The following is a 13,428-nucleotide window of genomic DNA, read 5'->3' on the forward strand; positions in this document are numbered from 1 at the left end:
TCGCCGACCCGTCGGGCAACGTGGTCGAACTCTTCGAACCGGCCTCGCGCTGATCACCGATCGCGCCAGTTCGGTCCGTCTTCGGTGACGACGCAATCCAGGAGGACGTCGTGGGGTTCGGTCGGCACGTGGTCGACGAGCTGCGGGGCGAAGCAGACACCGATCGCCGGCACGCCCGGGCGACGACCTGGGAGAAAGCGGTCGTACCAACCTCCACCTTGTCCGACCCGTTCGCCGCGCTCCGTGAAGGCCGTTCCCGGCACCACGATCACGTCGGGCCGATCGGCATCCACACCGTCCTCGGGCACCGCGACCTCCACTCCGCGGTCGGTCGCCCACGTGACCAATCCGGCGAGCTCGACCTCGCCGGGGACGGCCTCGTACACCATCAAGCGGGAGGCGGTCGCCACCGCGTCGAGACCGATGAGATGGTCGACGATGCGTGCGGAGCGCTCGGGCCGATCGGGGAGTTCACGGCGAGTCCGCCGCATCCGATTTCGCATCCCGCGCTTCGAAACGGCGAGATCCTCGTTGGGGACGCCCACGGGTAGCAGCGTACAGTTCGGGAAATGAGTGAGCAGACGAACGAGACCGCCGACGACACGGCATTCGACGCCAACCACTTCCGCAGCGTGATGGGCCACTTCCCCACCGGCGTCACCGTCGTATCGGGAATCGCGACCGACGGCACGCCGCACGGCTTCACGATCGGCTCGTTCACGTCGGTCTCTCTCGACCCACCGCTGGTCGGGTTCCTCCCCCAGATCGACTCCGGAACCTGGGCCGCGATGGCGGCATCGGGCAGCTTCTGTGTGAACGTCCTGTCGGATCAGCAGAGCGACTTGTGCTGGAAGTTCGCCAAGTCCGACAACGATGCGACTCGTTTCGACGGCGTCGACTGGCACGCCGCTCCGTCGGGCTCGCCCATTCTCGACCGAGCCGTCGCCTGGATCGATTGCTCGGTCGAGCACGTGTACGACATGGGCGACCATCACTTCGTGCTCGGACGCGTCGGGGCGCTCGACGCCGACGCCGATCACGACGGACTCCCGCCGGAACCACTGCTGTTCTTCAAGGGCGCTCTCGGCGGCTTCTCGGCCGAGGGTTGAGCCGGCAGCGGGCACTCGGAACCGGGGCAACGATGGACAAGACGACCACGCGCCTCGCGATCGCCGCGGGCGTCGACACCGCGGTCGTCGTCGCGTTCGTCGCGATCGGCCGCAACAACCACGACGAGGACCCTGGCATCGCCGGACTGTTCTCCACGGCGGCGCCCCTCCTGATCGGCCTGGCGATCGGCTGGCTCGTCGCTCGCGCGTGGGACCAGCCGTTCGCGCTGCGGACCGGACTCGTCGTGTGGCCGGTCACGGTCGCCGCCGGGATGATCGTGCGACGGATCCTCGGTGACGGCACGGCGCTCTCGTTCGTCATCGTCGCCACGATCTTTCTCGGCGTGTTCCTCGTCGGTTGGCGCGCGGCGCGCCTGGCGATCGTCTCGCGCCGCCACATCGTCTGAACCGCCCCCTCCCGTCCGCAACGGTCTGCGGTGAGATGTGAGACCACCCGTCGGACCGAATCCTCACCGACGCACAGCACGACTCAGCATTTGTGAGATGTGAGACGACCTGTATGTCGCACATCTCACCGCAACGGGTTCGCGTGCGTCACGGGGTTACGGGGTGACGGTGACGGCGGTGCTGGCGCTGCGGCCGAACACTTCCGGGGCGAAGATCTCCTCGGCGCGGGTCGGCGGGACGACGTACTCCCCCGGCGTGGTCGCACGAGCGACGTACACGTATTCATAGGTCCCACCGGGGAGGATGGTCGCGAACGCCTCGGCGCGATCGTCGCGCAGGTTCTGGTGGTCGTACCACTGACGCCAGAACGACCCGTACGCCGCGTGCGAGGCGGCATCGAATGACTCGGCGGGTACATCGCCGTCCTCCGACTCGAAGGAATCCTCGGGCGGCACGGTCGTCGCCGTCGCCAGTGCAGGGTTCACCGGTTCGAGGCCCGCCGGAAGCGGGTCGATGAGCGCGACGTGCGTGCGCTGAGCATCGGCGACCATCGTGAGCCGAACCCGCACGGTCGCACCCGCCGCGATCTCCCAGGTCCCGTCCTCGCGACGCACCACGTCGTCCGGATCGTCCACCGCCTCGTAGCTGCGCTCCACGACGAAGCCCTCGTCACGCGGGTCGAGTTCGAGATCGTCCGGGGCGTACCGCAGACCGAGGCGGTAGTAGAGGCGACCCTCGCCGTCCTTCGCCACGGCGAGGTCGGTGTCGCCTTCGGCAACGACCTCCGCCATCGGCACGGTCGTCAGTGAGGTGTCCGTCGATCGACCGCGGAAGTCCTCGTCGACCGCGAACGTGTCGCCGAGCCAGGCGCGAGCGACGAAATCGGGATCGACGGACTCGAACGTGTCGAAGTACGAGTTCAAGGCCAACAGGATGAACGAGTTCTCCTGCGCGTTGTTCCACCGACCCTGCGTCTGACCAGCGAGCAGTCCGGTCACGACCTTCGGAACGAGGTCGCTCTCGGGCGTCTCGCTCACGAGCGCGTCGAGCACGATTCCGTCGGTTCGGCGGTCGGAGTGAGCGATCAGGTAGGCGTCCTCGCCGTACTCGGTGGCGAGACTGGCTGCTCCCGCAGTCTCGACGGCGGAGTTGTCGATCGTCGTCTCGATCTCGCTGCGTGCGTCCGGGTCCTCGATCACCGTCCACAGTTGCGCGATCGAATCGAGCTGGAGTGTGTCGTTCACACCCTGCTCGTACAGGTTCAGCGCCTTCGCCGGATCAGTGTCCCCCGCAATCCCGCGGACGTACAGCGCGTAGGCGCTGATGGCATCACGTGTCTCGTCGGAGTACTCGGATGGAATGAAGTCCTCGATCGAGCGGAGATGACCCAGCGCCGAGTCGAGCACGGCCTGATCGACGGCGTAGTCGTTCTGTTGTGCGAGCACGAGCGCGTGGGCGGCCTGGACGGAGACCCACGGGATCGACTCCCGTCCGCGCTGCCAGTACGGGAACCCGCCGTCGTCGTTCTGCAACGCCTCCAGCGCCTCGATGTCGGCGGCGACCTCGGCGTCGAGCTCTGCGGGGTCCGGAAGACCTTCGGCGTCGAACGCGTCGAGCACATCGCGCAGCGCAGCGACCGCCATGATCCGCGAGGCGTACCCGTCGGCGGAGTCGTAGCGGTAGTCGTACAGGTAGAGCACCGCGTCGGTGAGCGCTTGCAGCGCGGTCGACGACGTCGAGATCTCGAGGCCGCCGAAGTCGGGAACGACTCCGGTGGGAGCGAGCACCGGCTGGATGACCGGATCACCGGTGTCGACCACGCCGTACGTGGCAAACGCCTCGGCAGTGGCTGGCGTGTAGACGGGCAGGTCGACCTCGGCCGCATCGGCGAACTCGCCACCGACCGATGCCGCACGGAAGCGAGCGGTCCCGACGTCGGCCGCCGCAGCGGGGAACCGGACCTCGACACGGTCGTTGGGCGGAACCGTCACGCGTCGTCCCGCTCCTCCGGTGAGATCGAGATTGGCGGTTTCCATCGCCACGTCGACCTCGACGGCGCCATCGGTCTGGTTCTGGACGACGACGGGAAGCTCGAACTGGTCGCCGAAGTTCAGGAAGCGGGGTGCCGACGGACGCACGCTGATCGGAAGGCGTGCGGTGAGCGTCGACTCGTCCGAACCGAACCGGTCGGCTCCATCGACGGCGACCGCCATCACCCGGTAGCGGGTCAGGCTGTCGGGAAGGTCGACGTCGACATCGACGGAGCCATCGGCGCCTGTCCGTTCGTTCGGTGCGAACACCGCGAGCGCGTCGAAGTCGACCCGAACGTCGATCGGAGCACCCTCGGCGCTCGCAGACTCACCCGCCGCATCCGCGGTCGCCGCCGGCGCGTCGGCGACCTCGACCGACGACGTCTCGTCGCCGTCGAACTCGGCGGAGTCTTCGGCCGACTCCTCTTCCATCGCCTCGGTCGTCACCCCGGCGTCGTCACCGCCGGCGCGACCGGCGTCGCCCGCGAACACGTCCGGGTTGGCCAGGATGATCGAGTCGCGGAGCAGTTGGGCGTCGAGCTGGCTGAACAGCGGTTGGTAGAACGTCTCCAACGGGTCGGGAAGTTCGTACCCGGTCAACGACAGCACGGCTTCGTCGACCACGATCACGGCGACTCCGGCATCGGCCACGGGCTCGCCATCCGGACCGGCCACGGCGACCGACACCGTCGTGCTCTCCCCCGGCTCGAGATTCTCCGTCGCCGGGGTTGCCGCAACGTCGAGCGTCCGGGTGGCGGGCGGGATCTCGAGCTGGATCTGTCCGGACGCATACGCCGGTTGCATGGGAGCGTCCGGAAGCGGGGTGCCGTCATCGGCGACTCGTTCGTCCGCGCCCACCATGTCGACTCGGACCTGGAGCGACGGGACGTCGTCCTCCTCGATCGGAATCGTCACGACGGCGCTGCCGTCCGGAGCGTCGAACGCCTCGACCGATGCGATGCCGGCTCGCGTCACCGTGACCAAGCCCGAGGCCGGGCTGAACGGTGCCTGCACGAGCAGCTCGGCCGTGTCCCCGGGACCGTGGAACTCGGTATCGGGAACGATCGCGACGTCACCACGGGTCAGATCGCGCGTCGGACGTGACGTTCCTCCGCTGACCCACTGCGTGTACACGGCGCGGTTCGAACGACCGTCGTCGTCGGTGACGATCGCCGTGATCTCGTACTGGCCACCGACGTCGGTGGCAAACTCGCACCGCATCGCCTCGTCCGGTGCGTCGTTCGTGACCGCGGCGGTCGACGTGATCGTGCACGTCTGCTCGTCGACCAGCTCCTCGACGTACTCGCCGCTCTCGAAGCTTCCCTCGAGGCGTCCGACGGTCACCTCGAACTCGCGGCCCGCCACCGGCTCACCGTCGACATCGACGACCGTGGTGTCGATGACGATCGGCTCGCCCTGCTCGACGAACCCGCGATCGCTCCGCAGTCCGACGTAGTACCGAGCCGGGTGGACGACGAGATCGGTGCGCGACGCAATCGCCTGTCGGTTCACATCGAAGACGGTCGCCTCGGCCGTCACCGACGTCGGCTGATCGACCAACTCCTCACCGTCGTCGTCACTGGCGGGACCCGGGATGTCGTCGAAGTCGATCTGCAGCAGGTGGGTACCGGATGCGTCCGTGCGGCCGACGTACCGCTGGAACCGCGGGTCGACGAAACCGGGCCCGCAGTCGAAGCACGGTTCGATGAAGGGCTCGTCGCCGACGTCTCCGCCGAACACGTCGCCGAACCACCATGGGTTCCAGACGCCGAACGAGAACTCATCCCAGCTCGGCGGGTCATAGGTGGTTTCGGTCGCCGTCACCAGCCACTCGACTTCGGCATCGCCGAGCGGGCCCCCGGCGAAGTAGTCGGCGTCGGCTGCGACCGTCGCCGGGTCGACGATGTAGTGCGGCGCCACGGATTCGGTGCGCACATCGACTTCGTACTCCGGCGTGCGGAAGTCCTGGACCTGGAATTCGTGTCCGAATCCGGCACGGACCTCAGCGGCGTCAGGCGAATCGACCAGTTCGAGGTTCACGAACGCGGGGCCGGCGTTGGCCCCCTCCGGGACGTCGAGCGAGATGTTGAAACCCCCGAGTGCGTTCACCTCCGTCGCCCCCGCACCGATCTCGGCTCCCTGCGCGTCGAACGCCGAGTAGCGAACCGTGGCTGGGCCATCGACGAGCGCGAGCTGTGCGTCCTCGGCGGTCAGCTCGCGGATCAGACCGGTCATCCGGACCGTTTCGCCCGGTCGATAGATGCCGCGATCGTCGATCACGTACCAGCGGCGCTCGGTGCCCCGATCGAACGACTCCCAACCGTTGAACCACTGCGACGGCACCATCACCGTCCGGTCACCGGCGGTGACTTCGAGACCGTCGACCGGCTGCGTGAGTGGGATGCGCGCGATCCCGTCCGCGTCGGCGGTGACGGTGTCGGCACCGTTCGGCTCGATCGTCGCGTCGGCGATCGGCTCGCCGGTGAGCAGGTCGGTGACCCAGACCAGCAGTTCGTCGTTCGTGATGAACACGTCCGCCGCGATGTCGGCCTGCTGGACCCATGTGGTGCTCGGCCGGTTGGACCAGTAGTCGTCGCTCGTCGGGTCGACGCCCGGGTCGGGTTCCACCTGCAGCACGATCGGTCCGCCGGACTCGTCGAACGCCGAGGTCAGGTCGACGATGGTCTCCGTGACGGTGTCCTGTTGCGCATCGACGTCGACGGTGGTCTCCACCAAGACCGGCCAGTCCGGACCGTCGGGCCGCGTGTCCGAGTAACTCGACTCCAGGTAGGCACGGAACTCGCCGTATTGCGACGGGTCGACCTGCCACGCCGTGACCGCGAGGCGGTCGTGGTTCACCGTGGTGTAGCCGAGTCCTGGCAATTCCGCGAACGGATCGGTCGTGACGAACTCACGGTCGGGACCGATGAAGAACGGTCGGGCATCGCCGACGTCGAACTCGGTTTCGTACTGCTCACCGAGTTGCTGGCCGAAGACGTCGACGAGTTCGGGGGCGAGTGTGACGGTGTACGTCGTGTTGCCCGCCGTGGCGCCGCTGATCGAGAGGAACGACTCGAACTGATCGACCCGCAGTCCCGGCACGGCGGGCTCGACGGTGATCCAGTCCGGGTCGAAGACCTCGGGATCGAGCGGGTTGCTGAGGTTGATCTCCCAGGAGGCCGATGGCGGGCAGTCGTCGAAGCACTCGGCCCGGACCACGTCGAGGGGAGGGAACGTGCTCCCGTCGATGCGGAACGCCTCGTCATTCGTCCGCGGGCCCTCGAGCGACGGGAGGTCGGGTCCGATCTCGATGTCGATCGTCGTGTCGGGTTCGAGTTCCGCAGTCGGCACGAACGCCACGGCCCGTCCGTCGAGCGCACGGTCGACCGCCGCTCGTGCATCTGCGTCGGCGGCAACTTCCTCCTCGGAAGCAAGGCGCACGTCGTCGACCTCACCGGCACCGAAGTCGATCAGTTCGACCACCGCGTCCGGGTCGACCCGCTGGTCGAACATCGCGACGAAGACCGGGTCGAGTCGAGTCGAACCGCTCAATCCGCTCAGCTCGGTGATCGTGACCGCCGGCGTCGAGAACTCGAACGACACCTCGTCGTCCAACTCGGCGCCATCGGCGGACTCGGTACCGGCCGGCACCGTGACCGTGTAGTCGGTCGAAGCCGGAAGTCGATCGAGGCCCTCGTTGCCATCGGCTGCCGTTGGCGCATCGCTGTCGGGCACGACCTCGAATCGAAGAGTACGGGTGCCGATCCATCGCCACCGCCCCTCGACGCCAGCGGTCTCGGCAATGTCCGGAGTGATCGACACCGGCACGTCGGTCTCGTCGAGTTGGTCGAGCGTGCCGAGTTCGACCATCGGCTGATCGAACGTGATCGCGACGAACGGTGCCACCCCCACGTCGCCCTCGGGCTGGAACCGCACGACCTCGAGGGGACCGTCCGCAGAGGTGTCGGTCGGGGCGTCGTCCGGGGCGCCGGTCGACGCCGGGAACGGCGCGTCGACGGTCTCGCCGACGACCGGCGGCTGGAGTGACTCCGTGGGCCGCTCGAAGTCGGAGACATCGGTCGAGGGCAGGTCCCACTCGGGCAGGCGATCGAGCACCGCGGCGACCTCGTCGTCGGTCAGCGGTGTTCCCTCGACGACGGTCACGCTCTCGCCCGATTCGTCTCCGGGACTCCCTTCGCTCAGCCGGAGTCCGACGTACGCATCGCCGGCACCGACGGGATCGGCGAATCCGTTCGCCACTTCCTGGCCGGATCCACCGTCGGCCGGGGCGTTGGCCGGCGTGTTGCTCGCGCCGTGGACCGTGGTCGTGGGATCGCTCGACGGATCGGGATCGTCACCGCCGGTGCAGGCCGCAGCGGTCACCGCAAACGCGGCGAACAGAACCGCCCATCGTGTCGATCGCTGCGTGCCTCTCATCAATTCCGCTCCCCCGAATCTCGCGTGCATCACGCTACGGCGCGTGGTTGCCGATGTGGATTGGACGTCGGCCGGGCCCCATCGGTTCCCGATATGTTCCGACAGCGTGGCATCGAATGGACTCCGACTCGGGATCGACTTGGACGGCGTGGTCGCCGACTTCAATGCGGGATGGATCAAGCTCCATCGCGAGGAGTTCGGGAGCGACCTGCATCCCTCGATGGTGCAGACGTGGGACGGGCTGGCCGAACTCGGTGGTTTCGACGACATGCCCGCGTTCTGGGCCTGGGCCAAGGGAAGCGACCTCCGGCCGTCGATCTTCCGTCACCTCGAGCCGTTCCCCACCGCCGTCGACACGCTCCGGCGCCTCCGCGACGAAGGGCACTCCATCGTCGTCATCACGACCAAGCCGCAGTGGGCGATCACCGACACCTTCCGATGGTTGGCCGACAACGAGATCCCGACCCGCGAAGTCCACATCAGCGACGTCAAGTCCGAGGTCGAGTGCGACATCTACCTGGACGATTCGCCGCACGTGCTCCCCGACCTGATCGCCAACCGCCCGAACGCAACCGTGTGCCGCTTCGTCCGACCGTGGAATCATCCCCTGGACGGTGCGACCGACGTCGGGAGTTGGTCGGCATTTCACACGCTCGTCACCGAGCGATCATCGGGGTCGTGACGCGCCGGGGAAGCCCGCCGACTAGCGTTCCCGGTGCACCCGTTCTGCGCGCGACCACTCCGAGGTCGAAACATCTCGATCTCGACAATGGCCGTCGTCGAACGTCAGGTGCACCACCCACATGGACATCGACGGCGGCGTGAACGACGGCGGTGACCGATCCCAACCAGACATCGAAACGGAAGCGTGAACATGAACCGACGAAACCTGGTCGCACTCGGAGCCGCGGGGGCCTTGGTCCTCGCAGCCTGCGGGAGCGACGACGACAGCAGTAGCGAGACGGACACCACCGAGGCGTCGAGCGACACGGAGGCCGCCGAGGAAGAGGCAGCCACCACCGAGGCGATGGAAGAGGAATCCGAGACCACGGAGGCGATGGAGGAGGAATCCGACACCACCGAGGCGATGGAGGAAGAGACCGAGAGCACCGAGGCAGCGGGTGAAGAGTCCGCAGCCGAGACCCCCGAGGATTGGCCCGACGACATCGTCTTCACGCTGACCCCGTCGCAGGAGACCGGCGGCCTCATCGAGACCGCTCAGCCGCTCGCCGACATGCTGGCCGACGAACTCGGCATCGGCGTCGAGGCACTCGTGCCCACCGACTACGCCGGCGTGATCGTCGCGCTCGAGTCCGGCCAGGCGCAGGTCGCCGGTGGCCTCGGACCGCGCCAGATGGTGCAGTCGGAGGAGCAGGCCGGTGCCGAGCTGATCCTGCAGTCCGAACGCTTCGGGTCCCTGCTGTACGTGACGCAGTGGTTCACCAACGATCCCGACACCTATTGCGAGGACGAGCCGGTCGCCGACGAAGAGAGCGGCTACCTGTTCTGCAACGGCGTGCTCGATGCCGATGGCGATGCTTCCCTCGGCCCGATCGGCCAGGATCAGCTGACGAACGTCGAGGGCCAGACCGTGGCCTTCGTCGACCAGGGCTCCACCTCCGGCTACGCGATCCCCGCCCTCCAGCTCTCCGAGGCCGGCGTGGACCCGATCGACGGGATCGACGCCCTGTTCGCCGGTGGCCACGACACCGCAGTGCAGGCCGTGTACGACGGCGACGCTGCCGTCGGCGTGTCGTTCAACGATGCTCGTGACGAGTTGGTGGAGCAGGTTCCTGACGTCGGCGAGCAGGTCGTCGTGTTCGGCTGGTCCGGACCGATCCCGAACGATGGCTTCGCCGTCGCCGGAGACCTGCCCGATTCGCTGGTCACCGCGATCAGCGATGCGTTCGTCGCGATCGCCGGCACCGAAGAGGGTGCAGCCGTACTCAGCGAGCTGTACTCGATCGACGACCTGGTCCCCGTGAACTCGGCTGACTACGACGTCATCCGTGACCTCGAGACGGAGCTGGGCGACGTCCTCGAGTGATCCCACGCTGATCGACCGGTTCGAACGGGAGGGTGCCGCACATCAGCGGCGCTCTCCCGTCGCCGGTTCGGCCGGCTTCGAGCCGGTCACCCCAGTTCTCCGAATGTGAAACGAGTACCGCCGTGATCCGATTCTCCAACGCTTCCGTCACCTATCCGGGTGGTGTGCAGGCAATGCGCGATCTCGACCTGACGATCGAGCCGGGCGAGTTCGTCGTGATCGTCGGGCTCTCGGGGGCGGGAAAGTCGACCCTGATCCGTGCCGTCAACGGGCTGGTTCCCCTCACGTCCGGGCAGTTGCAGGTCAACGAGCGTGACGTCACCACGTTGAATCGCTCCGGCATGCGCGATCTGCGCTCCGAGGTCGGCATGATCTTCCAGGGGTTCAACCTGGTCGACCGCACGACCGTACTGAAGAACGTCCTCATGGGTCGGCTCCACGAGGCACCCACGTGGCGCACCCTGCTCGGCCTCTACTCCAAAGCCGACGTCCATCTTGCCGCGCAGGCTCTCGACCGGGTCGAGATCATCGACAAGGCCTACGTGCGCGCGTCGAATCTGTCGGGCGGGCAGCGCCAGCGAGTCGGCATCGCACGCGCGCTCGCACAGGAGCCGTCGATCATCCTGGCCGACGAGCCGGTTGCCTCGCTCGACCCGCCGACGAGCCACGTGGTGATGCGCTACCTCCAGCAGATCGGTCGCGAGCTCGGCATCACCGTGATCGTCAACCTCCACTTCCTCGACCTCGCGACGGCATACGCTGACCGGATCATCGGGCTCCGGGACGGTGCGCTCGTCTTCGACGGCCCCGGCAGCGAATGTGACGCCGACGTCTTCGAGAGCATCTACGGCCGGAGCCTGACCGCCGACGACACGATGGCCAAGCAGGCCGCCCTGTGACGTCAGGGCCGGTCGGCGTCGCGTCGCCCGAATCCCGCGTCGACGGCGCAGCTCGCCTCCCGAAGAAGCCCGGGCCGACGCCGTTCACGATCGTCACCACCCTCGGCGCGGTGGTGATGACCGTCGTGACCGCGCGTGCCGTCGGGTTCTCGTTCGAGGGGCTCATCGAGAACCTCACCCGGCCGAACTCGGTCGTCGAAGGACTGCTGAATCCCGACTTCAGCCAGATCTGGTCCGAGCGATCCCGCGCCGCGTTCATCGAGACGCTCCAGCTCGCCGTTCTCGGCACCGTGGCCGGCGCGTCGGTCGCGTTGCCCCTCGCCCTCTGGTCGACCCGGGTCGGGAATCCGAACACGTTCCTCCGGTCGATCGTTCGAATCTTCAACAACATCGTGCGCGCCATCCCCGACCTGCTGTGGGCGCTGATCTTCGTGTCCGCGGTCGGCATCGGTGCGCTCAGCGGTCTGCTCGCGCTGTTCTTCTTCTCGCTCGCCGTGACCACCAAGCTCACGTCCGATGTGCTGGACGGAATCGATCCCGGTCCGGTCGAGGCGGCCAACGCATCGGGTGCCGGACTGACCCAGATGCTGCGCACCGCAGTGGTCCCGCAGATCCTGCCGAGCTACTCGTCGTTCGTGCTCTACAACTTCGAGTTGAACCTGCGGTCGTCCGCGGTGATCGGGCTCGTGGGTGCCGGGGGCATCGGGGAACGCATCGAGTTCTTCCGGTCGCGCGGCGAGTGGGAAGAGATGTGGGGTCTGGTCGTGATGTTCTTCCTCGTCGTCATGATCATCGAGGCGTTCTCGGTCACGCTGCGTCGGAGGCTCGTGTGAGGACCGACCTCTCACGCGGGGCCCCGGTCCGGGCCACCGACCTGTCGGCGAAGGACTGGCCGCAGCTTCCGAAGCCGCCGCGCCAGGTCTTCAAATGGGTGGCCACGACGATCATCGCGGCGATCGTCCTCTGGTCGTTCATCGGATTGGACGCCAAGTGGTCCCGGCTGCTCGACGCTCCAGCCGACCTGTACACGCTCGGCCGACTGATGTTCAGCCAGATGGAGGCCTCCGAGATCCGGCCGTTGATCGGCAAGATGTGGGAGTCGATCTCGATCGCCTGGATGGGCACGTTGATCGCCGCGATCTTCGCGGTCCCGCTGTCGTTCTTCGCGGCCGAGAACCTCGTCGGTCGCCCGGTCGCGTGGATCATCCGTCAGGTCCTCAACCTGTTGCGTGCGATTCCGGAGATCATCATCGCCCTGGCCTTCATCCCCGTGTTCGGACTGACGCCGATGGCCGGTGTGCTGGCGATCGGTGTCGGCTCGATCGGCACGCTCGGCAAACTGTTCTACGAGATCATCGAAGGCATCGAACGCGGCCCGATCGAGGCCACCGACGCGGTCGGGGCATCTCGGTCGCAGCGGCTGCGTTGGGGCGTGCTCCCCCAGGTCACGCCCGAGCTGACGTCGTTCATCCTCTACCGCTTCGAGGTCAACATCCGCGCCTCGGCGATCCTCGGCGTGCTCGGAGTCGGCGGTATCGGTACCGACCTCACGCAGGCGATCCGGTTCAAGGAGTGGGGCACGGCCGGTCTCGCGCTGATCATCGTGGTCGTCGGCACGATCGCGGTCGACACGGTGTCGGGGCTCGTGCGTCGTCGCATCGTGCGTGGGCCGGGAGCGTCGTCCGACGGCGGCTCGTTCGAGGCGCACGAGGCCGAGTTGATCGCCGAGTCGGTGAACGACTGATGGCCCGATCCCCCGGCATTCCGATGTTCACGTCCCTGGTGGTGATCGTGCGCTGATGGCCGCTCGATCGCCCGACCAGTTCATTCTCGGCGTCGACCTCGACGGCGTGGTCGCCGATCACACGCGTCGCTTCCGCGACATCCTCGCCGACATCCGCGGCGTCGATCCGGAGACGTATCCGCTGGAACGGTCGTGGGACTTCGGCGAGTGGGATCTCGGTCCGGACGAGTATGCGGTGTACCACCGCGTCGCCGTCATGGAGCACGACATGTTCCGGACGATGGAGATGATCGAGGGTGCCGCCGACACGCTGTGGCGGCTCTCCGACGCAGGCGTCTGGATCCGGATCATCACCCATCGGCTGTACGTGCACTGGGGACACGAGAAGGCGGTCGCCGACACCGCGGCGTGGCTCGACGCGAAGCGCATCCCCTACCGGGACCTGTGTTTCCTCGGAGCGAAACCCCAGGCGGAGGCGCACGCGTACATCGACGATGCGCCACACAACGTGCAGGAGTTGCGCGAGTACGGCAACAAGGTGATCGTGTTCGACCAGCCGTACAACCGGGACGTCGAGGGGCCACGAGCGAAGAACTGGGCCGAGGTCGAAGCGATCGTGACCGATCTCGCCACCGAGCACGTCGGCCGCTTCGAGGCCCAACTCCCCGGCATCGACGCCGGCTCCGACCGCATCGACCGCCGCCGCTGACCCGCCCCCAGCCCGTTCTCGTGATCTGTTCCCGCGCTCCGTGCG

The 13,428-nt window shown here is 67.4% G+C and carries 10 protein-coding genes; 8 read left to right on the plus strand and 2 right to left on the minus strand.

What is annotated here, in order from left to right:
- Window positions 1-53 precede the first annotated feature (53 nt).
- A complete protein-coding gene (locus ON45_RS20955; protein WP_083914161.1) occupies window positions 54-545 on the minus strand; it encodes a 5-formyltetrahydrofolate cyclo-ligase in 492 nt (163 codons plus the stop codon).
- 24 nt (window positions 546-569) lie between these two features.
- Between ON45_RS20955 and ON45_RS02785 the strand changes: the two genes are divergently transcribed.
- Both ON45_RS02785 and ON45_RS02790 read left to right on the plus strand, forming a co-directional pair.
- Window positions 570-1,109, plus strand: a complete 540-nt coding sequence (locus tag ON45_RS02785; protein ID WP_040491748.1) for a flavin reductase family protein — start codon at window positions 570-572, stop codon at window positions 1,107-1,109.
- 32 nt (window positions 1,110-1,141) lie between these two features.
- A complete protein-coding gene (locus tag ON45_RS02790) occupies window positions 1,142-1,516 on the plus strand; it encodes a DUF3054 domain-containing protein (protein WP_040491750.1) in 375 nt (124 codons plus the stop codon).
- Window positions 1,517-1,672: 156 nt separating this feature from the next.
- On the opposite strand, the gene ON45_RS02795 is transcribed toward ON45_RS02790, so the two are convergent.
- Window positions 1,673-7,984 (minus strand): alpha-2-macroglobulin family protein, encoded by a 6,312-nt coding sequence (locus ON45_RS02795; RefSeq protein ID WP_158412165.1) that lies wholly within the window; start codon window positions 7,982-7,984, stop codon window positions 1,673-1,675.
- 106 nt (window positions 7,985-8,090) lie between these two features.
- Between ON45_RS02795 and ON45_RS22920 the strand changes: the two genes are divergently transcribed.
- From ON45_RS22920 to ON45_RS02825, 6 genes are all read left to right on the plus strand, one after another.
- Window positions 8,091-8,666, plus strand: coding sequence for a 5' nucleotidase, NT5C type (locus ON45_RS22920; protein WP_040491752.1), 576 nt, complete (start codon window positions 8,091-8,093; stop codon window positions 8,664-8,666).
- A gap of 192 nt (window positions 8,667-8,858) precedes the next feature.
- Window positions 8,859-10,031 (plus strand): phosphate/phosphite/phosphonate ABC transporter substrate-binding protein, encoded by a 1,173-nt coding sequence (locus ON45_RS02805; RefSeq protein ID WP_051062343.1) that lies wholly within the window; start codon window positions 8,859-8,861, stop codon window positions 10,029-10,031.
- Window positions 10,032-10,153: 122 nt separating this feature from the next.
- A complete protein-coding gene (phnC, locus tag ON45_RS02810; RefSeq protein WP_040491753.1) occupies window positions 10,154-10,930 on the plus strand; it encodes a phosphonate ABC transporter ATP-binding protein in 777 nt (258 codons plus the stop codon).
- Window positions 10,927-11,763, plus strand: coding sequence for a phosphonate ABC transporter, permease protein PhnE (gene phnE / locus ON45_RS02815; RefSeq protein WP_051062344.1), 837 nt, complete (start codon window positions 10,927-10,929; stop codon window positions 11,761-11,763). Before phnC ends, phnE (ON45_RS02815) begins: the two co-directional genes overlap by 4 nt.
- Entirely contained in the window at window positions 11,760-12,674 is a 915-nt protein-coding gene (phnE, locus tag ON45_RS02820; protein WP_051062345.1) for a phosphonate ABC transporter, permease protein PhnE, read from the plus strand. Before phnE (ON45_RS02815) ends, phnE (ON45_RS02820) begins: the two co-directional genes overlap by 4 nt.
- Before the next feature lie 55 nt (window positions 12,675-12,729).
- Complete coding sequence (locus ON45_RS02825; RefSeq protein ID WP_040491754.1) at window positions 12,730-13,383, plus strand: 5' nucleotidase, NT5C type; 654 nt, start codon at window positions 12,730-12,732, stop codon at window positions 13,381-13,383.
- Window positions 13,384-13,428 lie beyond the last annotated feature (45 nt).

The sequence above is a fragment of the Ilumatobacter nonamiensis YM16-303 genome (assembly GCF_000350145.1).
GTDB classification, from domain to species: domain Bacteria; phylum Actinomycetota; class Acidimicrobiia; order Acidimicrobiales; family Ilumatobacteraceae; genus Ilumatobacter_A; species Ilumatobacter_A nonamiensis.